Source organism: Pseudodonghicola sp., from assembly GCF_048268305.1.
Classification (GTDB): Bacteria; Pseudomonadota; Alphaproteobacteria; order Rhodobacterales; family Rhodobacteraceae; genus Pseudodonghicola.
The window spans coordinates 121797-142666 of sequence record NZ_JBLWVT010000001.1 but is presented as its reverse complement, the minus strand read 5'-3'; the positions used below and the strand labels follow the sequence as shown (position 1 = coordinate 142666).

Genomic DNA, 20870 nt, shown 5'->3' with positions numbered 1-20870 from the left:
CCGGGCTTTTTTCTGCCCGGCCCCGATCCATTTTACCGCTCAGGCTGTGCCGGGGCACCGCCACCACCACCGCCGAAGATGTCGCGCAGCAATTGATCCACCGCCTGCCCCAGGCCGCCCCCGCCGCCCTTGGCGGGCGCTTCGACCTTGGGCTGGGCTGGCGGGATCGGCTCGCGCATCGGCAGGGGCCTCGGCGTCATCCCCTCCTGCACCCGCACCATGGTCTCGTGCCAGATCTCGGCCGGCAGACCGCTGCCGGTGACCCCTTTCAGCGGCGTGTTGTCGTCATAGCCCATCCAGACCCCGGTGACGTAATCAGCGGTGAAGCCGATGAACCAGGCATCGCGCGCCTCTTGCGAGGTGCCGGTCTTGCCGGCCACCTGCCAGCCGCCGGGCAATTGCGCCCGCCCGCCGGTGCCCTCGGACACCACCTGGGACAGCATCCAGACAAGCTGTTCCGCCGCCTCGGGGCGGATCACCCGCTCGCCGATCCCGCCCGAGGCGCCGAAGACAGGCGCATCGTCGCCCAGCAGCCTGAGTTCGGTCAGCCCGTAGGGTTTGACCGAAGAGCCGCCGTTCAGGATCCCCGCATAGGCGCCGGTCATGTCCAGCAAGGTGCTTTCCGACGCGCCCAGCGCCAGCGCCGGCCCCATCGCCAGGTCGCTGTCGAGGCCGAATTCCTTGGCCACCAGCCGCACCTTGTCGCGGCCGTATTTCTCGGAAATCTTCACTGCCGGCACGTTCAGAGACTTCTTCAGCGCCTCAAGCAGCGTCACCTGGCCATAGAACTTGTGGGTATAGTTCTGCGGGCACCATTTGCCTGAACCGGGGATCGTCATGCAGAAGGGTTCGTCCACCACCATGTCGAGCGGCGAGGCCCCGAGGTCGAGCGCGGTGGCATAGACGAAGGGTTTGAAGGCCGAACCGGTCTGCCGCTTCGCCTGGGTGGCGCGGTTGAACACCCCCGACACCCGTGTCAGGCGCCCGCCCACCATGGCGCGTACCGCGCCGTCGGGGCTCATCACCACGATGGCGGCCTGCGCCTTGGAGCCGGAGCTGACCTTTTCCTGGAAGACGAACTTCATCGCCTCCTCGGCCGAGGCCTGGATGCGCTGGTCGAGCGTGGTCTTCAGGATCACGTCCTCGGTGGTCTTGTCGCCGAAGAACTCCGGCGTCTCGTCCATCACCCAGTCGGCGAAATAGCCACCCGCACGCGCCGCTGCCGCCTCGGACAGCTCGGCGGGCTGGCTGCGGGCCTGTTCGGCCTGCGCCGTGGTCAGATAGCCCTGCTCCTCCATCAGCCCGACGATCACCTTGGCGCGGTTCTGCGCCCGCGTCAGACTGTTGGTCGGCGCAAACCGTGTCGGCGCCACCAGAAGCCCGGCCAGCATCGCCGCCTCTGCGGGGTTCACGTCGGATGCCGACTTGCCGAAATAACGCTGGCTCGCCGCCTCGAAACCGCGGGCACCGGCGCCGAGGAAAGCCCGGTTCATGTAGATCGTGAGGATATCGTCCTTGGAATACTTGGCCTCCATCGCCATGGCATAGATCGCTTCCTTGATCTTGCGCCACAGCGTGCTTTGCCGGCAATCGGCCTCGTAATCGCTTTCCGACATGCCTGAGGACGGATCATAGGGCACGCCCAGGCACAGCAGCTTGGCAGTCTGCTGGCTGAGGGTCGAACCACCATGGCCCGAAAGCGGTCCGCGCCCCTCGCGCAGGTTGATCGCCACCGCGCTGAGCACGCCGCGCGGGCTGATGCCGAAGTGGTGATAGAATCGCTTGTCCTCGGTGGCGATGATGGCGTGCTTGAGATAGGGCGAGACCGTTTCGGTCGTCACCACGCCGCCGAACTGGTCGCCACGCCAGGCAAAGACCTTGCCGTCGCGATCCAGCAAAGTGACCGACCCCCGCGCGCGCCCGTCCAACAGGGCGGTCATGTCGGGCAACTGGGTGTATTGATAGCCGACGCCAGCGGCGATCAGCAGCACGACCACCATGCCGATCCGCCAGGAAAAGCCCCAGACCAGCCGGAACAGCCCGCCGATCAGCCTCCGGATCATCCCGAGAGGCCCGCCGCCGCCATTACCACCACGCCCGCCCGACGCCACCTTGCGCCGCGGCGCCGATTTCTTCGGCGCAGCTTTTGCCCTGGGTTTGGCGGTCGATTTCGTCGCCGCCTTGGGACTGCTCTTGGACGCCGCGCGCCCGCCCGAAGAATAGCGTTTGTCCGCCACCAAAGGTGGTTTGCCCCGTGAGGAATTTGCCATGCACGATCCTGCCCGATCTTTTGTTCTGCCCGCAGGATACAGGCTGCGGAGCGATTTGTTGAGAGCCTGTCGCGATCGCTTTTGCGCGACTCAATTCAGATTACTTTTTGTGCAAATATGCAATTTCGCACAAAAAGTAATCAGATAACCCTCGCGAAATCACAGTTATGCAGCACAAAATATTCCATTCCATCCCCCTTGGCGCCTTGCTTGCGAGGCGACCGCAGGGGGACCTGCCGAACGAAGGGGACGATCGTGAAACTGATCATTGCGACAATCAAGCCGTTCAAGCTGGAGGAGGTGCGCGAGGCACTGACCGAGGCTGGCGTCCGCGGCATGATGGTGACTGAAATCAAAGGGTTCGGATCGCAGTCCGGCCATACCGAGATTTATCGCGGCGCCGAGTACGCCGTGAACTTCGTGCCGAAAATCAAATTGGAGATCGTGGTCAGCTCGGCCATGGCCGATCAGGTGGTCGAGACCATCACCAATACCGCCAAGACCGGCAAGATCGGCGACGGCAAGATTTTCGTTCTGGACGTGGAACAAGCGATCCGCGTGCGCACCGGCGAAACCAACGAAGACGCGCTCTGAAGCGCGCAACCAAGGGAAACGGAGCTATGAAACGACTCAACGCACTTGCCGCCGCCGCGGCGCTGATTGCGCTGCCCTCGCTGGGCCTGGCGCAAGAGGCGGACGTAACCCCGCCGAATGGCGAGATCGGCTATATCTTCACCACCTTCATGTTCCTGGTCACCGGCTTCCTGGTGATGTTCATGGGCGCCGGCTTCTCGATGCTGGAAGCGGGCCTCGTGCGTCAGAAGAACGTGACCATGCAGCTGATGAAGAACGTCGCGCTCTTCGCCTTCGCCGCGATCATGTACTATCTGATCGGCTACAACCTGATGTACCCGGGCGACGGCTGGAGCATCACCGGCATTCTCGGCGCCTTCTCGCCCACCGTGCTCGAGCCGGTCGGCCTGGCCGATACTGAAACCGATCTGACCTATGCCTCCGTCGGGTCCGACTTCTTCTTCCAGCTGATGTTCTGCGCCACCACCTGCTCGATAGTCTCGGGCTCCCTGGCCGAGCGCATCAAGCTGTGGCCCTTCCTGATCTTCTGCATCCTCCTGGCCGGTTTCATCTATCCGATCGAAGCCTCGTGGAAATGGGGCGGCGGCTTCCTTGACGAAGCGGGCTTCCTCGACTTCGCCGGCTCGACCATCGTGCACTCGGTCGGTGGCTGGGCCGCTCTGATGGGCGCGCTGCTGCTGGGGCCGCGGATCGGCAAGTACAAGGATGGCAAGGTTCACCCGATGCCCGGTTCGAACCTGACGCTGGCCACCCTGGGGACGTTCATCCTGTGGCTGGGCTGGTTCGGCTTCAACGGTGGTTCGCAGCTCTATATGGACACCGCCGCCAACGTCGCCGACATCAGCCGCATCTTCGCCAACACCAACACCGCCGCAGCCGGCGGCGCGGTCGCCGCGCTGATCCTGACCCAACTGCTCTACAAGAAGCCCGATATCACCATGGTGCTGAACGGCGCCCTGGCCGGCCTGGTGTCGATCACCGCCGAACCGCTGATGCCCTCGCTGGGCGCGGCCACGCTGATCGGCGCCGTGGGCGGTGTGCTGGTGGTCTTCGCCGTGCCGTTCCTGGACAAGCTGAAGATCGACGACGTCGTCGGCGCCATCCCGGTGCACCTGGTCTGCGGCATCTGGGGCACCCTGGCGGTTCCGCTGACCAACCCCGACGCCTCCTTCGTCACCCAGCTCTACTCGGTGATCACGGTCGGCCTGTTCGTCTGCGTCTCCTCGCTGGTGATCTGGTTCGTGCTGAAAACCGTCATGGGCCTGCGCGTCGACGAGGAAACCGAGATCAACGGTCTCGACATGGCCGAACTGGGCATGGAAGCCTATCCCGAGTTCTCGAAGAACTGATCGGTCTTCCCCTGAGGGAACCGAGATCACAGACCCGGGCGTTCGCGCCCGGGTCTTTTCTTTGCAAGCAGGCTTCGCCCTCGGCGCGCGCCTGTCCCGGACGGTCGGCGCAAAGCAAAACGCCCCGGCCGCAACGGACCGGGGCGTCAGGAAAAGAGCGGATCGGCGGGATCAGGCGCCGGCGTCGACGATCGCCTGGGCCAGGATCGGCACCGTCTTGCTGTTCATCCCGGCGATGTTCATCCGGCTGTCGCCCACCATGTAGACGCCATAGTCGGTGCGCAGCCGCTCGACGATCTCGGGCGAGACGCCGAGACGCGAGAACATGCCGCGGTGACCGGCCAGGAAGGCGAAACGGTCCGACCCGGTCAGCCGGCGCAGCTCATCGGCAAGCTGCTGACGCAGGCTCAGCATCGACAGGCGCACCTCTTCCAGCTCGGCCATCCAGTCGGCGCGCAGATCGGGGTCGTTCAGAATGGTGCTGACGATCCGGGCGCCGTGATCCGGCGGGAAGGAATAGGCCAGGCGGTTCAGCGTCGCCATGGTGTCCTGCACCAGCGCCTGACGGCCGCTGTCGGCAGAGATCGCCATCAGGATACCGGTCCGCTCGCGGTAGATGCCGAAGTTCTTCGAACAGCTCGACGCGATCAGGCATTCAGGCACCGAAGCGGCGATCAGCCGGGTGCCGGCGGCGTCTTCCTCCAGCCCGTCACCAAAGCCCTGATAGGCGATGTCGATCATCGGCAAGAGACCGCGATCGTTCAGCAGATCGGCCACCGCCTGCCATTGCACCAGGTTCAGGTTGGCCCCGGTCGGGTTGTGGCAGCACCCATGCAGCAGCACTGCATCGCCCGGTTCCGCGCCTTGCAGATCGGCGATCATCGCGTCGAAATCGACGCCCCGCGTCTCGGCGTTGAAATAGCGATAGGGTTTGATCTCGATCCCCAGATAATTCAGGATCGCGATATGGTTGGGCCAGGTCGGATCGGAAACCCAGATCCGAGCCTTGGGATTCATCATCCGGATCAGCTCGAATCCCAGACGCACCGCGCCAGTGCCGCCGGTGGTGGCCACCGCCGCAATGGTATCACGCGCCACCGACTCGTCCAGCAGCAGGCTGATCATGCCATTGGTAAAGGCGGAATCGCCGGTGAGACCGGTATAGGTCTTGGTCGTCTCCGCCTCCCAGATGCGCTTTTCCGCGGCCTTCACCGCACGCATCACCGGGGTGATGCCGTCAGCGTTCTTGTAGACCCCCACACCGAGGTCGATCTTCTGCTCGCGCGGGTCGGCGGCATACATCAGCATCAACTGCAGAATCTTGTCCGCAGGCTGCTGTTTAAGAGTTTCGAACATCACTTGTCTCCGGTTGCGACGGGCAATGTGGGGAAGGCGCCCCATTCGGCCCAGGAGCCGTCGTAAAGCGAATGATCGTCCTTGCCCAGACGCTCCAGCGCCAGACTCAGCACGGCGGCGGTCACCCCCGACCCACATGATGTAATTGCAGGCTTCTTCAGGTCGACGCCGGCCGCCTCGAAGATCGCGCGGCAGTCTTCCGGCGACTTCATCGTGCCGTTCTCGTTCAGCAGCGTGGTGAAGGGCACGTTCTTGGCGCCCGGAATATGGCCACTGCGCAGCCCCGGGCGCGGCTCCGGCTCCTCGCCGCGGAAGCGGGCGGCCGAGCGCGCGTCGATGATCTCGTGATCGCCCAGCTTGGCGGCAGCCGACACCTGGGTGACGTCGCGAACAAGTTGGTTCTGCACCCGCACGGTCATGTGGCGATCGCGCACGATGGGCGGCAGATCCTCGATCTCGCGTCCCTCGGCCTGCCATTTCGGCAAGCCCCCGTCCAGCACGGCGACATTGGTCTGCCCCATCAGCCGGAACAGCCACCAGACCCGCGGCGCCGAGCCGATGCCGGCGCCGTCATAGACCACCACCTGATGACCGTCGCCCACACCCATGGCGCGCAGCCGCGACATGAATTTCTCGACCGGCGGCGCCATATGCGGCAGGTCGGAGCGGTGATCGGAAATCTCGTCGATATCGAAGAAGCGGGCGCCGGGAATATGCGCCGCCTCATATTCCGCCCGGGCGTCCCGTCCCAACTGCGGCAGATACCAGGAGGCATCGAGAATCCGCAGATCGGGATCCTTCATATGCGCCGCCAGCCAGTCGGTTGAAACCAGTGTTTTCGGGTCGTCCTGCATTGCTCCACCCTGTTCGCCTAGACCATGTTCTGCCTACTATCGAGAGGCTTGGGGTGCAAGGCAAGCAGGCTTTGGCGCCAGATGACCGCAGCGGTCGCCCACCCCGGCGCGTCGGATGGTTTGGCGAGAGTGTTCGGACCGGGAAGCCGCCGAGCATCGGCCCCCATGGCTGCCGCCCCGCCGGGCGGCTTCCGTCCGACCGCGTTTTCTGGCAGCATCCCACCCCATGTCCCGTTTCCCGAACCCCGCCTTTCCGCTGAAAGCGAATCGTGTGCATGAGGTCTGCGGCCCCGCCGCCACGGCCTTTGCCGGGGTCTGTTGTGCGCAGGGGAGCGGGCCGATCCTGTGGATCACCGAAAGCTGGCGGGGCGAGGCGCTGAACCCTCTAGGCCTCACCGCCTTCACCGATCCGCGCCGGCTGTTGATGGTGCGGGCCAAGGATCAGGCCGATACGCTCGCCTCGGCCGAAGAGGCACTGCGCGCCGGCGCGGTGGATCTGGTGGTGATCGAGCTGAGCAAACCGCTGAGCCTGACCGCCGGCCGCCGGCTGCAACTGGCGGCAGAGGCGGGGCAGACCCGGGGCCTCTGCCTGATCCCCGAGGGCATGGGCAGCAATGCCGCCGAGACCCGCTGGCAGGCCGCGCCGCTGTTCGATCCCGAAGAGGCGGCGGACTCGACTCTGATGCGCTGGTCGCTTATTAAGAACAAATCAGGAACACTTGAGGCCTGGGATGTTCGATGGAATCACGCGGCGCGTCGTCTCGATGTGGTTTCCCCGACTGGCCAGCGACCGGAGCCTCCGGACGCGGCCGGCTGACGGGCCCGTCGCGCTGACGCTGACACAAAGCAATGCGGAACGGATCTACTGCCTGAACAGTCAGGCGGAGCGGCTGGGGCTGGCCATTGGCATGACGGCGGCCGATGCCCGCGCCTATTGCCCCGGGCTGCAGTGCCGGCCGGCCGACCCTGCGGGAGACGCGCGGTTTCTGGCGGCGCTCAGACGCTGGGCCACGCGCTATAGCCCCTGGGTCGGGGTCGAGGGACTGGATGGGCTGGTTCTGGACATCAGCGGGGCGGCGCATCTGTTCGGAGGCGAGGCCGGGATGCTGACCGACATGCGCCGGCGGCTGGCGCGGGCCGGGCTGACGGTGCGGCTGGGGCTGGGCGACAGTCGCGGCGCCGCCTGGGCGCTGGCGCATCATGGCGAGGGCGTGGCGGCACCGGGCGATCCGCTGGTCACGCTCGCCCCCCTGCCCGTCGCCGCCCTGCGGCTGGAGGCGGCAGAGGTCGTCACGCTGGAACGGCTGGGGCTGCGCAGCATCGGCGATCTGTCTGCCACCCCGCGCGCGCCGCTGGCCCGCCGCTTCGGCGCCGGCCTGCTGTTGCGGCTGGATCAGGCACTGGGGCGGACGGGGGAACAGATCTCGCCCGAGGCGGAGCCGCCGCATTACGCCGTGCGCCTGACCCTGCCCGAACCGATCGGGCTGACCACGGATGTGATGGCCGGCACCCAGCGGCTGCTGGCGCGGCTCTGCGACCAGCTCGACAGCCATCAGGCCGGCGCGCGGGTGCTCTGCCTGACGCTGCGGCGGGTCGATCAGGACAGCCGGCAGGTGGAGCTGCGGCTGGCCCGGCCGCTGCGTGATCCGGCGCGCATCCTGCCGCTGTTCGAACGTGGCGTCGCCGGGGTGGAGGCGGGCTTCGGCATCGACCAGCTCCGGCTCGAGGCCAGGGTGGTCGAACCCTTGCCCGCCCGGCAGAGCGTGGCGCTCGGCCCCCAACGGGGGGACCGGCTGGAGGATCTGATCAGCCGGCTCGGCACCCGGATCGGGCTGGAGAATATCCAGCGCTTCCTGCCCGCCGACAGCCATATCCCCGAACGCGGCTTCCTGATCGCCCCGGCGGCCTATTCCGATCCCGCAGGCCCCTGGGTCACCCTGCGACCACGCCCCTTGCGGCTGTTTGCCCCCGAACCCATCGCCGCCCATGGCGCGCAACCGCCGCGACAATTCCGCTGGCGCGGCATGGCGCTGACCACGGCCCGCGCCACCGGCCCCGAGCGCATCGCGCCGGAATGGTGGCTGGAGGATGACGCCTGGCGCAATGGCCTGCGCGATTACTGGCGGGTGGAGACACGGCAGGGCCGCCGGCTCTGGCTATTTCACACGCCGCAAGTCCCGGGCTGGTACGTGCAGGGGGAATTCGCATGAGGGGCAACGACACTCGGCACGACGCCCTCCCATCGAACGGGACCGAGAGGCCAGAGCTGGATATCCCTGCCGGCTATGCCGAACTCTGCGTCACCTCCAATTTCACCTTCCTCACCGGCGCCTCCCACCCGGAGGAGCTGGTCGCCCGCGCCGCAGAGCTGGGGCTGGAGGCCATCGCCATCACCGACCGCAATTCGCTGGCCGGCGTCGTTCGCGCCTATGCCGCCCTGAAGGAATTGCGCCGCGCCGCCGAAGAGGCGCCAGCCGAAGAGGCCCGCCCCTCAGACGGCGTCCCGATCCGCTCCAGCCAGCGGACCGATCCCTCCAGCCGCCAGCAGATGGGGGCGGATCGCCGCGTCAGCGCCGGCGCCCGCCTGCCCCGGCTGATCACCGGCACCCGGCTGGTGATCAGCGACAGCGCCGCCGACTGGATCGCCCTGCCCACAGACCGGGCCGCCTATCACCGGCTGGCGCGGCTTTTGACCCTGGGCAAGCGGCGGGCCGAAAAGGGGCAATGCCGGCTCGAATTCGCCGATCTGCTGGCGGGCTGTGCCGGCATGATCCTGATCGCCCTGCCACACGCCGATCCCGAAAGACCCGAGGTCATCGCCCAGATCACCCGGGCGCTGCGGGCCTTTCCCAACCATGTCTTCCTGGGCGCGGCACCTCGCTATGACGGCGGCGACAAGGCCCGGCTGGCCGCCTGCGCCCGCGCCGCCCATCGCAGCGCCGCGCCGATGGTGGCGGTGGGCGACGTGCTGATGCATACCGCCCGACGCCGGCAACTGGCCGATGTGCTGACCTGCCTGCGCGAAGGCGTCACCATCGACCGGATCGGCACCCGCGCCCTGCCCAACGGCGAACGCCGGCTGAAAGGTGCCGCCGACATGGCGCGGATGTTCCGCGACCATCCGGCCGCCCTGCGCCGCACGCGGGAGATCGCGGCGCGCTGCGGCTTCGATCTGAGTGAGCTCAGCTATGAATACCCCGACGAGATCGCGGCAGGTGAAAGCCCGCAAGACCGGCTGGCGCGGCTGGCGCGCGCGGGCCTGACCCGACGCTATCCCGATGGTGCGCCCGAGCGGGTGCGGGGCCTGATGGACAAGGAACTGCGGCTGGTGGCGGAACTGAACTTTCCCGCCTATTTCCTCACCGTCCACGATATCGTCGCCTTCGCCCGGTCGCAGGGCATCCTCTGCCAGGGGCGCGGATCGGCGGCGAATTCGGTGCTCTGCTATCTTCTGGGGATCACCGATGTCGCCCCCGATCAGATCGCCATGGTCTTCGAACGCTTCGTGTCGAAATACCGGGGTGAGCCGCCCGATATCGACGTCGATTTCGAACACGAGCGGCGCGAGGAGGTGATCCAACATATCTATGAGAAATACGGCCGCCACCGCGCCGGGCTCTGCGCCACGGTGATCCATTTCCGCACCCGCGCCGCGATCCGCGAGGTCGGCAAGGTGATGGGGCTTTCCCAGGATGTCACCGCCGCGCTCACCGGCCAGATCTGGGGCCAGTCGAACAGCGGCGCAGAGCCGGAGCGGCTGCGCGACCTGGGGCTCGATCCCACCGACCACCGGCTGGCCCTGACCGTCCGGCTGATCGGCGAGATCATCGGCTTTCCCCGCCACCTCAGCCAGCATGTCGGCGGCTTCGTCATCACCAAGGGCCGACTGGACGAACTTTGCCCGATCGAGAACGCGGCGATGGCGGATCGCACGGTGATCGAATGGGACAAGGACGACATCGACACGCTGGGCATCCTCAAGGTCGATGTGCTCAGCCTCGGGATGCTGACCTGCATCCGCAAGAGCTTCGATCTGCTGCGCGACCACGAGGGGGTCCGCCACAGCATCGCCTCGGTCCCGCAGGAGGACGGGGCCACCTATGACATGCTCTGCCGCGCCGATGCGGTGGGGGTGTTTCAGGTCGAAAGCCGGGCGCAGATGAACTTTCTGCCGCGGATGCGGCCGCGCACCTTCTATGATCTGGTGATCGAGGTCGCCATCGTCCGCCCCGGCCCGATCCAGGGCGGCATGGTCCAGCCCTATATCCGCCGCCGCCAGGGGCGCGAGGCGCCTGAGCCCTTCGGCCCGGCGCTTGAGGCGGTGACCGCCCGCACCCTCGGCGTGCCACTGTTTCAGGAACAGGCGATGCAGATCGCCGTGGTCGGCGCCGGCTATACGGCGGAGGAGGCCGACCGGCTGCGCCGCTCGCTCGCCTCCTTCCGGCGGATGGGCACGATCGGCGACCATCGCAACCGCTTCATCGACGGCATGCGGACCAATGGCTACAGTCGCGAGATCGCCGAACAATGCTTCGGCCAGATCGAGGGCTTCGCCGATTACGGCTTTCCCGAAAGCCACGCGGCGGCCTTCGCCATGCTCACCTATGTCTCCTCCTGGCTGAAATGCCACCACCCGGCGATCTTCGGCTGCGCCCTGCTGAACTCCCAGCCGATGGGCTTCTATGCCCCAGCCCAGATCGTCCGCGACCTGCGCGACCACGGGGTCGAGGTGCGGCCGGTCTGCATCAACGCCAGCACATGGGACAACCGACTGGAACGCCGCGCCGACGGCAGGCTGGCGCTGCGGTTGGGGTTCCGCCAGATCAAGGGCTTTCCACGGGAGGAGGCGGAATGGATCGCGGCCGCCCGCGGCAACGGCTATCCCGATGCGCAAAGCCTCTGGCTGCGCGCCGGCGTGATGCCCGCCACGCTGGAGCGACTGGCCGAGGCCGACGCCTTCGCCGGCATCGGCCTCAGGCGCCGCGACGCGCTCTGGCAGGTGCGCGCGATCCGCAGCCCGACACCGCTGCCGCTGTTCGACGATCCCTTCGAGGGCGAGGGCATCCGCGAACCCGAGGTCACCCTGCCGCCCCTGCATCTGGGCGAGGAGGTGGTGGAGGATTACCTCGCCCTGCGGCTGTCGCTGCGCGCCCATCCGATGGAATTGCTGCGCCCGATGATCGCCGGGCTGACCCCGCACGCAGAGCTGCCCCGGGTGCCACCGCAACGGGTCTCCGTCTGCGGCCTGGTGATCACCCGGCAACGACCCGGCACCGCCTCGGGCGTGATCTTCCTGACACTGGAGGATGAGACCGGCGTGTCGAACATCGTGGTCTGGCCCAAGATGTATCAACGCTTTCGCCGTGCGGTGATCGGCGGGCGCCTGTTGCGCGTCACCGGCCGGCTGGAGCGCGAGGGGATCGTGGTGCATCTGATCGCCGAGAGAATCGAGGATCTGTCGCATCGGCTCAGCGATCTCGGCCATCCGCTGGACGATGTGGTGGGGATCACCCGACCCGAGGCCGATGATGCGCCGCGCCCGCGCGCCCTGCCCGCCCGCGCCCGCCACCCGCGCGAACAGGCGAAGAAACTCTTCCCCAGCCGGGATTTTCATTGAAGGATCAGCGCCGCGCTGTCAGCCCTGCCGGCCGGCGCCCCAGGCCGAGGGATCCAGTCGGAAGAACATCTCCAGCTGCTGGTAGATCGCTGGTTCGTGCTGCTTCAGCACCTCGGGCCGCTCGAAGAACGCCTCGACCGCCACCGCAAAGAACTCCTCCGGCCCCTCGGCGCCATAGGGGTCCAGCACCGTCTTATGCCCGGCCTCGACCGCCCTGACATGCGCCTTGTAGGCCGGCAGAAAGGCATGCGCCCAACCGGCAAAACTCTGATCCCGGCGCAGATCGGGAACCCCGTCGGTATGACCTGACAGATCATCGAGTTGATGGGCGAATTCATGAAAGACGACGTTATGGCCGTCATGATCGTCCAGCGCCCCCTGCTGGGTATGCGCCCAGGACAGGATCACCGGCCCGCGCGACCAGCTTTCCCCCACGCGCACCGTCTCGCGTTCGGTCACCACATAGCCGTTGTGCCTGGCCTGCCGCGACTTGAAGGCGCCGGGATAGATCAGAACGGTGGTCAGATGATCGTACCAGGTATCACTGTTGACGACCAGCAGACAGGCCTGCGCGGCGATCGAAAGCCGCATCTCCTCGGTCACCTCCAGCCCGTTGCAACCGACGAAATCGACCTGATCGAGAAAGGCATTGATCTTGCCCTCGAAGGCACCGCGCAGATCAGGCGGCAGCCTGCGGCTCAAGGGCACCTGCCCCGCGACAACCGCGCGCTGATGCTCCGTCAGGGCAGAAACCAGCAACTGCTTGCGGCGCCGTCGCCGCGACCATTGCCAATAGCCGAAGGCGCCGGCCGCGACGAACAGGAGGATCAGAAAAACCGCCATAAATCCCCCCCCCCTCGCCGAACAAAGCCCCGCCTCAGCGATTGTCCTTCAACAGCCGCTGTTTCTGCCGCGACCAGTCGCGTTGAGCGCTGGTCTCGCGCTTGTCATGGGTCTTCTTGCCCTTGGCGATGCCGATCTTCAGCTTGGCCATGCCGCGATGGTTGAAATACATCACCAGCGGCACCAGCGTCATGCCCTTGCGCTGGGTGGCGTTCCACAGATCAGCCATCTGCTTGCGGCTGACCAGGAGCTTACGGCGCCGCCGCTCCTCGTGACCGAAGGTCTTGGCCTGCGCATAGGGGGCGATATAGGAGTTCACCAACCAAAGCTCGCCATTCTCCACCGCCGCATAGCTTTCGGCGATATTGCCGCCATGGGCGCGCAGCGACTTCACCTCGGATCCCTCCAGGATGATGCCGCATTCCAGATCCTCCTCGATCGCGTAATCGAAGCGCGCGCGCCGGTTCTCGGCGATGATCTTGTAGTTCGGATCTGTCTTCTGCTTGGCCATGCGCACCGATCTACGCATCGGCGGCGCCTTTCGCAAGATGGCAGGCGCATGGGCGCGCCCTTCCGGTACTCCCGGCACCCCGCCCCTTCACAGGCGAAACCGTCCACCGGACGGTTTCCGGAACATCTGCTCCCCTGCCTTTTTCTAGCTCAAAATATCCCCGCCGGAGGCATCGCGGCAAAGCCGCGATTTCGGGATCAGCTCCCCAGCTTGGCGTGCACCTCATCGAGGTCGATTTCGCCCACCGGCATCTTGTTCGAGGGATCCTGCGCGTCGTACTTGAACAGCTCGAAATCGCGCTTGTAGATCTCATAGACCAGATGCATCGACAGGTCGTCGAAGTAATCCTCGACCGGATGCGCCCGCTTGGGGCCGTGGCCTTCGCTTTCGTTGAACCGCGGGATCGTCGCCAGATCGACCGAATGCGGCGTCTTCACCGCGTCGAGCACCACCTGCATGCCGTCGTTGAACTTCTCGGTCCAGAAGATGTGGTCATAGCGCCCGCCGTTGACGATGAAGGTCGACACATGGCCCGACATCGCCGACCAGTGGATGTCCGGATCCATCGGCCGACGCCAGCGGATGGTGTCGCGGGCGAACAGCAGGAAACGGCGGAACGACTGGATCTGGTCGAACTCCTGCTTGCCGTCGTCGCCGCCGACCTCGACGCCATAGGTATAGGCGAGCTTGGGCACCAGATTGCCGCGATAGCGTTTGCCATTGCGCTGGATGCCACAGATCTTGTCGAAGAAGGAACTGAGGAGCCGCGTGTAGGGATTGCGCACGCAGGTAAAGGCATAGGACTGATGCCCCTGCACATTGCGCGTGATCGGTTCGTGGCTGCCTTCCTGCGCCCATTTGTACAGGCCTTCGGTGGCATCGTGGATGTCACCGTCAAAGAACCGGCCGTGATCGGAATAGAACATGATCTGCCCGATCGTCGAACAGGCGCATTTCGGGACCACCCGATACACCATGCTCTCGCTCTCGGTCATCCAGGTGCCGGGAAACCCCATCTGCTCTCGCCTCCATACCTGCCGCTCCGGTCTTGATCACCTGCCGGCGCCGGCGCGGTCAAAAAACCAAATTATCAGTGTTTATTCAATCTGCGTTCCTCATTATCTAGTAAGAGAAAGAGCAGTTAACGGTATATCCTGTTTCCCATGGCGAAAATCGCGTACATCCTGCTGTGTCACAAGGATCCTGGCGCCATCGTCATGCAGGCGCAGCGGATCACTGACGCCGGCGACTATATCTCGATCCACTTCGACGCCCGCGCTCCGCAGGACGCCTATCGCCAGATTCGCGAGGCTCTGGCGGACAATCCCAACGTCGCCTTTGCCCGCCCGCGCATCCGCTGCGGCTGGGGGGAATGGTCGCTGGTGCAAGCCACGCTGAACGCGGTCGAGGCGGCGGTCGAGGCGTTTCCGCGCGCCACCCATTTCTACATGCTCTCGGGCGACTGCATGCCGATCAAGACGGCGGAATATGCGCATCGCTATCTGGACGACCATGACATCGACTATGTCGAAAGCTTCGATTTCTTCGACAGCGACTGGATCAAGACCGGGATCAAGGAAGACCGGCTGATTTATCGCCATCTCCTGAACGAACGGAAACACAAGTGGTTGTTCTATGCCGGGCTCAACCTGCAGCGGAAACTGGGGTTGAAACGCGCGATTCCCCATGATCTGCAAATCCAGATCGGCAGCCAATGGTGGTGCCTGCGGCGGCGCACCATCGAATGGATCCTTGATTTCACCCGACAGCGCCGTGACGTGATGCGGTTCTTCCGCACCACCTGGATCCCGGACGAGACCTTCTTTCAGACCCTGGTGCGCCACCTGGTCCCCGAGAACGAGATCGACAGCCGCACGCTGACCTTCCTGATGTTCTCGGACTACGGCATGCCGGTCACCTTCTACAACGATCACTACGACCTGCTGCTGAGCCAGGATTTCCTCTTTGCCCGCAAGATCAGCCCCGAGGCCTCCGAGCTGAAGCTGCGGCTGGGGCAACTCTATTCGGCCCATGATGTGGAATTCCGTATCTCGAACGAGGGCCGCAGCCTCTACAAGTTCCTCACCGGCCGCGGCCGAATCGGTCGGCGATTCGGCATGCGGTTCTGGGAGGCCGAAAGCAGCCTGGGCCGCGAACGCGAACTGATGATCGTGGTCTGCAAGAAATGGCATGTGGCCAAGCGGTTTCTGGCGCATATCCGCCAGCTTACCAACCTGCCCTCGGTGGATTACCTGTTCAACGAGGCCGACACGCCGCTGCCCGATCTGGGTGGCATCCAGACCACGCTGGAAAAACGCACCCGCCACCGTCGGGCGCTGATGCGGATGCTGTTCGACTATTATGAAACCGACCGGTTGATCGTCTGCATCGACCCTTCGAATCTCGACCTGATGCAGGATTTCGCCTCGGACCGGTCGGAAACGCGGATTCTGGAAATCGAATGCCAGTTCTCCGACGACTATCTGATCGGCCACGCCCGCCGGGTGGGGCTGGCGGGCGCTCAGACCGGGCCAGCCACGCTGGAGCGGCTGCTGCCCACCATCCGCAATGACATGGTTTATGAGACCGACCGCATCCGGGACGCGGACTTTGACCATTACCGGCGGATCAGCGAAACCGCCCCGCCGGAAGAGAATGCCGAGAAGATCGCCGAATTTCTCGGCATCCCCCATGACCAGGCCGAGACACTGGCAAGAACCGACCACCTCTTCGCCGACTGAACCCGGGCGGGCTCAGCCCCGGCGATTGTCAAGCCAGCGGCGAAACCGGCTGCGGCGTTCGGCGATCGCCTCGCCGGCGATATCGACACGATCCTCAAGCTCCTCGATCAGCGGGTCGATCCGGCGCTGCCGGAACCGACGCCAGCGCACCCAGATCGCATAGAGGATCGCCGCCAGCACGGTCAGGAAGATGATGTTGAACCAGGGGATGAGTCGCACGTCGGGCCCCGCCACCGGGGTGATCCGCACCGCATTGGGAAAGATCGACAGGAATTCGTTGCGCCAGCCATAGTGCCGGATCGCCACCCATTTGGGATTTTCCGCGGTGGATTTCAGATCCGCCGCCTCGGCCTGCAGGTTCGAACTGTTGACCTTGAAATAGGGCGGCCAGGACCAGCTGGTATCCTCGTTGCGATAGACCATGATCTTGCCGTTGGCGCCGCGCGTCTGGATGAAGAAGACATCGCGGTTGGTGGTATTGGGATCACTGCCGACATCGTGCTGCGCCCAGAACCAGCTGTTTTCGCCCGGATCGACCCGCTTTTCATAGGTATCGGTGATCCGGACGATATCCCGATGCGGCAGGGTGTAATGCAGGAAGGCCCCGACCACGGCCCAGAAGATCAGGATGATTGCCCATTTGACATAGACCATTGCGGCGCCCTCAGGTGAAATTCGTGTAATAGACGATAATGGCGATCACCCCCAGGGGAATGACATAGACCCCGAGAATCAGCTTGCGCCGCAGCGAGTGATCGTATTTCGCCAGCCCCCGCCGGATGAAGATCTCTCGATCCCCGGTCAACCGGTTGCTGTTCCAGCGGGCGATCAGCTTCTGGCGCCGCCGGTGGCGGGAATAGAGCGACAGGCCGACATAGATCAGCGTCAGCACCAGCAGCAGCGGCACCAGCAGGCGCAGCAATGCGATCATGTCAGTCCCTCTCCCTCTGCCGGCCGCCTGTTGTCCTCACTGATACGCGCCGGCACCGGCTTCGGCAACCTGCGGCGCTTCTTCACCGCAGGCAGGGATCAGCGGGACGCGGCAGAAAGGGGAAGCGCTCCCCTGCCCTTCGACCCGGCTTGCCTTGTCCCCGATCTCGCGGCATTCTCTGCCCGTTTTTGACCTGATCTATTTCTTTCGGAGGAATTTCCATGCTTCGGCATCATATCATGCCCGCTGCCCTTGCCCTGATCCTGACCGCCCCCTTTGCCGCGGCGGACGAGATCACCGATGCGCTCAATTCCGCGCTCAGCGCCTATCAGGACGGTGACGTCAAATATGCGCTGGAAGAACTGAACTATGCCAAGCAGAAGCTGACCGAGCTGCAGGTCGACGCGCTGGCGCAATACCTGCCCGAGGCGCCCGCCGGCTATAAGCGCGAGATGAACACCGAAATGGGCGCCGGCATGATGCTGATGGGCGGCGGCACCGGGGCCGAGGCGACCTATAGCAACGACGCCGGCGACAGCTTCACCGTCTCGCTCTTTGCCGACAATCCGATGGTCGGCGCCATGGCCGGCATGCTGGGCAATGCCGCCGCCATGGGCGCCAAGGTCGAACGGATCGGCCGCGACAAGGTGATGGTGCAGGATGGCGAGATCACCGGGTTGATCGACAACCGCATCCTGGTGAAGGCCTCGGGCGGCGATCCGGCGCTGATGCTCGACGTGCTGAAGACGATGGATCTGCGCGCCCTGGCGAATTTCGGGCGCTGACCGGCGCGGCCCCGCCCGGTGACCGGTCGGGGCCCTTCGCCCTCATCCCACCACGTTGAACTCCGGCCCATAGGGATAGCCGGTGATATTCTCGGCGCCCTCTTGGGTGATCACCAGAATGTCATGCTCCCGATAGCCGCCGGCGCCGGCATGCCCCTGCGGGATGGTCAGCATCGGCTCCATGCTGATCACCATCCCGGGTTCCAGCACGGTGTCGATATCCTCGCGCAGCTCCAACCCCGCCTCGCGCCCATAGTAGTGGCTGAGCAGCCCGAAGGAATGGCCATAGCCGAAGCTGCGATATTGCAGCAGGTCGCGTTCGGCGAAAAAGTCGTTGATCGCACGGGTGATCTCGGCACAGCTCAGCCCCGGCTTCAGCAACGACATGCCATAGGCATGCGCGGCGACATTGGCCTGCCAGATCTCCAGACTGTCGGCATCGACCTCCCCCAGGAACATCGTGCGTTCCAGCGCGGTGTAATAGCCCGAGATCATGGGAAAGGCATTGAGGCTGAGGATATCGCCCCGCTGCAGCCGCCGACCGGTCACCGGGTTATGCGCCCCGTCGGTGTTCAACCCGGACTGGAACCAGACCCAGGTGTCACGGTATTCCGCATCGGGAAACCGGCGGGCGATCTCCAGCTCCATTGCGTCGCGGCCGGCCATGGCGATGTCGATCTCGCGCGCGCCCGCCTTCACTGCCTCGCGGATGGCGTAACCACCGACATCGGCAACCTCGGCCCCGGCGCGGATCAAGGCGATCTCGGCCGGAGATTTGCGCATCCGCTGGCGCATGGTCGCCGAGGCGATATCCACCATCGTCAGCGGATCGAGAAAATCCTCAAGCAGGTCGCGCTGCGCCAGGGTCAGGTGATCGCCCTCATAGCCCACCACCTGATCCTGACCGCAGACCGAGACCACGGCGCGCCAGAAATTGTCCCGCGCCCAGTCGGTATAGGTGAGACTGTCGCAAAAGCTGCGCCGCCAGGGCTGGCCCGCGTCGATGCCGGCACTGATGGTGACGGCCTTGTCCTCGGTCACCACCAGCGCATAGGGCCGCCCGAAAGAGCAATAGAGAAACCCCGAGTAATAGGCGACATTCTGCATCGAGGTCAGGACACAGGCGAAGACGCCCAGCTCCTCCATCGCGGCGCGCAGCCCGTTCAGACGGGCCTGATATTCGGTATCGGCGAAGGGCAGCCGCGCCTTGTCGCCATTATGACAGGTAAAATATTCCGGACGTGTGGTCATCAAAGACCCTCCCTTACAGAAAGGCCCCGGCGTACAGGACTGAAAATCACAGGTCGCGTTCCACCGGCGGATCAGACCGCAGAACGAGGGCGACGCCATCGCCGGACCCCGGGTCAGCTTGCCGCGCCCCGCCTCGCCGCGCAAGCCTGTTTGCGACACGCCCGCGACACAGGCTTTGCATCCGGGGCCTGCAGGCTCTACCTAGGACATCAGACCCTGACGGGGTGCCGAACACCCCGCCCCATTCACGACAGGACGAGGACGACACCATGCTCGACGCGCCGACCAATCTGAAATCCCTGCTCAAGGATCCCACCCTGCTGGCCACCAAGGCCTATATCGGCGGTAGATGGGTGACCGGCGATCAAGGCACGTTCGAAGTGCTGAACCCCGCCCGCGGCGATGTGATCGCCGAGGTCGCCGACCTGAGCCGCATGCAGGTGGCCGGTGCCATTGACGCCGCCTATGCCGCGCAAAAGGACTGGGCCGCCTGGACCGGCAAGGAACGCGCCGCGGTGCTGCGCAAATGGTTCGACCTGATGATCGAGAACGCCGACGATCTGGCCACCATCCTGACCGCAGAGCAGGGCAAACCCTTTGCCGAGGCCAAGGGCGAGATCGTCTATGGCGCCTCTTTCGTCGAATTCTTCGGCGAGGAAGCCAAGCGTATCTATGGAGAGACCATCCCCGGCCACCAGCGTGACAAGCGGATCACCGTCATCAAGCAGCCGATCGGGGTTGCCGCCTCGATCACCCCGTGGAACTTCCCCAACGCGATGATCACCCGCAAGGCCGCCCCGGCACTGGCCGCCGGCTGTGCCTTTGTCGCCCGCCCCGCCGCCGAGACCCCGCTTTCGGCGCTGGTTCTGGGGGTCCTGGCAGACCGCGCCGGCATTCCCGCCGGCATCTTCAATGTGCTGCCGTCGTCGCGCTCCAGCGAGATCGGCAAGGAGTTCTGCGAAAACCCCAAGGTCCGCAAGCTGACCTTCACGGGGTCGACCGAGGTGGGCCGCATCCTGCTGCGCCAGGCCGCCGATCAGGTGATGAAATGCTCGATGGAACTCGGCGGCAACGCGCCCTTCATCGTCTTCGACGACGCCGATCTGGATGCCGCCGTCGAAGGCGCGATGATGTGCAAGTTCCGCAACAACGGCCAGACCTGCGTCTGCGCCAACCGCATCTATGTGCAGGCCGGCGTCTATGACGCCTTCGCCAAGAAGCTGAAGGAAGCCGCCGAAAAACTGGTGCTGGGTGACGGGCTGGAGAACGGCGTCACCACCGGCCCGCTGATCAACCAGGAGGCGATCGACAAGGTGCTGGAGCATCTGGGCGACGTCACCGCCAAGGGCGGCACCATCCTGACCGGCGGCCATCGGTCGAATCTGGGGGCGAACTTCTTCGAACCCACCGTGGTCACCGGCGTGACCCAGGCCATGAAGGTCGCCAAGGAAGAGACGTTCGGCCCGCTCGCACCGCTGTTCAAGTTCGAGGATGTCGATGAGGTCATCGAGATGGCAAATGACACCATCTTCGGCCTGGCCGCCTATTTCTACGCCAAGGATCTGAGCCGCGTCTACAAGGTGGCCGAGGCGCTGGAATATGGCATCGTCGGCGTCAATACAGGCATCATTTCCACCGAGGTCGCGCCCTTCGGCGGGGTCAAGCAATCCGGTCTCGGCCGTGAAGGCAGCCATCACGGGATCGAGGATTATCTGGAAATGAAATACATCTGCATGGCGGTCTAACCTATGGCGGTTTAAGATACTTC

At 65.0% G+C, this 20870-nt stretch carries 17 protein-coding genes; 8 read left to right on the top strand and 9 right to left on the bottom strand.

The genetic code is table 11. The annotated features are described in order from the left end of the window. Positions 1-32: 32 nt before the first annotated feature. Positions 33-2270, bottom strand: a complete 2238-nt coding sequence (locus ACN0V4_RS00705) for a transglycosylase domain-containing protein (protein WP_417672587.1) — start codon at positions 2268-2270, stop codon at positions 33-35. A 255-nt stretch (positions 2271-2525) separates the two neighbouring features. Here ACN0V4_RS00705 and ACN0V4_RS00700 point away from each other — a divergent pair, with 255 nt between their 5' ends. Both ACN0V4_RS00700 and ACN0V4_RS00695 read left to right on the top strand, forming a co-directional pair. After that, positions 2526-2864 carry a P-II family nitrogen regulator gene (locus ACN0V4_RS00700; RefSeq protein ID WP_417672586.1) on the top strand — a complete coding sequence of 113 codons (339 nt, stop codon included), beginning with the start codon at positions 2526-2528 and terminating at the stop codon, positions 2862-2864. A 26-nt stretch (positions 2865-2890) separates the two neighbouring features. Next, positions 2891-4213, top strand: coding sequence for an ammonium transporter (locus ACN0V4_RS00695; protein WP_417672585.1), 1323 nt, complete (start codon positions 2891-2893; stop codon positions 4211-4213). 171 nt (positions 4214-4384) lie between these two features. Here the strand turns inward: ACN0V4_RS00695 and ACN0V4_RS00690 are convergent, their stop codons facing one another. Beyond that, positions 4385-5569 carry an aromatic amino acid transaminase gene (locus ACN0V4_RS00690; RefSeq protein ID WP_417672584.1) on the bottom strand — a complete coding sequence of 395 codons (1185 nt, stop codon included), beginning with the start codon at positions 5567-5569 and terminating at the stop codon, positions 4385-4387. Further along, positions 5569-6423, bottom strand: coding sequence for a 3-mercaptopyruvate sulfurtransferase (gene sseA / locus ACN0V4_RS00685; RefSeq protein ID WP_417672583.1), 855 nt, complete (start codon positions 6421-6423; stop codon positions 5569-5571). Before sseA ends, ACN0V4_RS00690 begins: the two co-directional genes overlap by 1 nt. 226 nt (positions 6424-6649) lie before the next feature. On the opposite strand from sseA, the gene ACN0V4_RS00680 reads away from it, so the two are divergent. Genes ACN0V4_RS00680 through ACN0V4_RS00670 form a run of 3 tightly spaced genes read left to right on the top strand, consistent with a single transcriptional unit; the run spans position 6650 to position 12040 of the window. Continuing rightward, positions 6650-7240: an ImuA family protein gene (locus ACN0V4_RS00680; protein ID WP_417672582.1), complete on the top strand. Its 591-nt coding sequence runs from the start codon at positions 6650-6652 to the stop codon at positions 7238-7240. After that, complete coding sequence (locus tag ACN0V4_RS00675) at positions 7155-8633, top strand: Y-family DNA polymerase (protein ID WP_417672581.1); 1479 nt, start codon at positions 7155-7157, stop codon at positions 8631-8633. Before ACN0V4_RS00680 ends, ACN0V4_RS00675 begins: the two co-directional genes overlap by 86 nt. Further along, a complete protein-coding gene (locus ACN0V4_RS00670) occupies positions 8630-12040 on the top strand; it encodes an error-prone DNA polymerase (protein WP_417672580.1) in 3411 nt (1136 codons plus the stop codon). Before ACN0V4_RS00675 ends, ACN0V4_RS00670 begins: the two co-directional genes overlap by 4 nt. A gap of 18 nt (positions 12041-12058) precedes the next feature. On the opposite strand, the gene ACN0V4_RS00665 is transcribed toward ACN0V4_RS00670, so the two are convergent. The 3 genes from ACN0V4_RS00665 to ACN0V4_RS00655 form a co-directional block, all read right to left on the bottom strand. After that, positions 12059-12883, bottom strand: coding sequence for a zinc-dependent peptidase (locus tag ACN0V4_RS00665; RefSeq protein WP_417672579.1), 825 nt, complete (start codon positions 12881-12883; stop codon positions 12059-12061). 34 nt (positions 12884-12917) lie between these two features. Next, entirely contained in the window at positions 12918-13394 is a 477-nt protein-coding gene (gene smpB, locus ACN0V4_RS00660) for an SsrA-binding protein SmpB (RefSeq protein ID WP_417673058.1), read from the bottom strand. 197 nt (positions 13395-13591) lie between these two features. Then, on the bottom strand, positions 13592-14410 hold the full coding sequence (locus ACN0V4_RS00655) for a sulfotransferase family protein (RefSeq protein ID WP_417672578.1): 819 nt from the start codon (positions 14408-14410) through the stop codon (positions 13592-13594). Positions 14411-14557: 147 nt separating this feature from the next. On the opposite strand from ACN0V4_RS00655, the gene ACN0V4_RS00650 reads away from it, so the two are divergent. Then, the gene (locus tag ACN0V4_RS00650) at positions 14558-16135 is read left to right on the top strand and encodes a DUF5928 domain-containing protein (protein WP_417672577.1); all 1578 of its coding nucleotides are present in this window, start codon (positions 14558-14560) and stop codon (positions 16133-16135) included. Positions 16136-16147: 12 nt separating this feature from the next. On the opposite strand, the gene ACN0V4_RS00645 is transcribed toward ACN0V4_RS00650, so the two are convergent. Continuing rightward, positions 16148-16789, bottom strand: a complete 642-nt coding sequence (locus tag ACN0V4_RS00645) for a DUF1523 family protein (protein ID WP_417672576.1) — start codon at positions 16787-16789, stop codon at positions 16148-16150. Positions 16790-16799: 10 nt separating this feature from the next. Continuing rightward, positions 16800-17066 carry a hypothetical protein gene (locus ACN0V4_RS00640; RefSeq protein ID WP_417672575.1) on the bottom strand — a complete coding sequence of 89 codons (267 nt, stop codon included), beginning with the start codon at positions 17064-17066 and terminating at the stop codon, positions 16800-16802. A 221-nt stretch (positions 17067-17287) separates the two neighbouring features. Between ACN0V4_RS00640 and ACN0V4_RS00635 the strand changes: the two genes are divergently transcribed. Next, complete coding sequence (locus ACN0V4_RS00635) at positions 17288-17851, top strand: hypothetical protein (RefSeq protein ID WP_417672574.1); 564 nt, start codon at positions 17288-17290, stop codon at positions 17849-17851. Between the two features lie 42 nt (positions 17852-17893). Here the strand turns inward: ACN0V4_RS00635 and ACN0V4_RS00630 are convergent, their stop codons facing one another. Then, complete coding sequence (locus ACN0V4_RS00630) at positions 17894-19102, bottom strand: aminopeptidase P family protein (RefSeq protein WP_417672573.1); 1209 nt, start codon at positions 19100-19102, stop codon at positions 17894-17896. A gap of 269 nt (positions 19103-19371) precedes the next feature. On the opposite strand from ACN0V4_RS00630, the gene ACN0V4_RS00625 reads away from it, so the two are divergent. Then, on the top strand, positions 19372-20847 hold the full coding sequence (locus ACN0V4_RS00625; protein ID WP_417672572.1) for an NAD-dependent succinate-semialdehyde dehydrogenase: 1476 nt from the start codon (positions 19372-19374) through the stop codon (positions 20845-20847). The last annotated feature ends 23 nt before the right edge of the window (positions 20848-20870 follow it).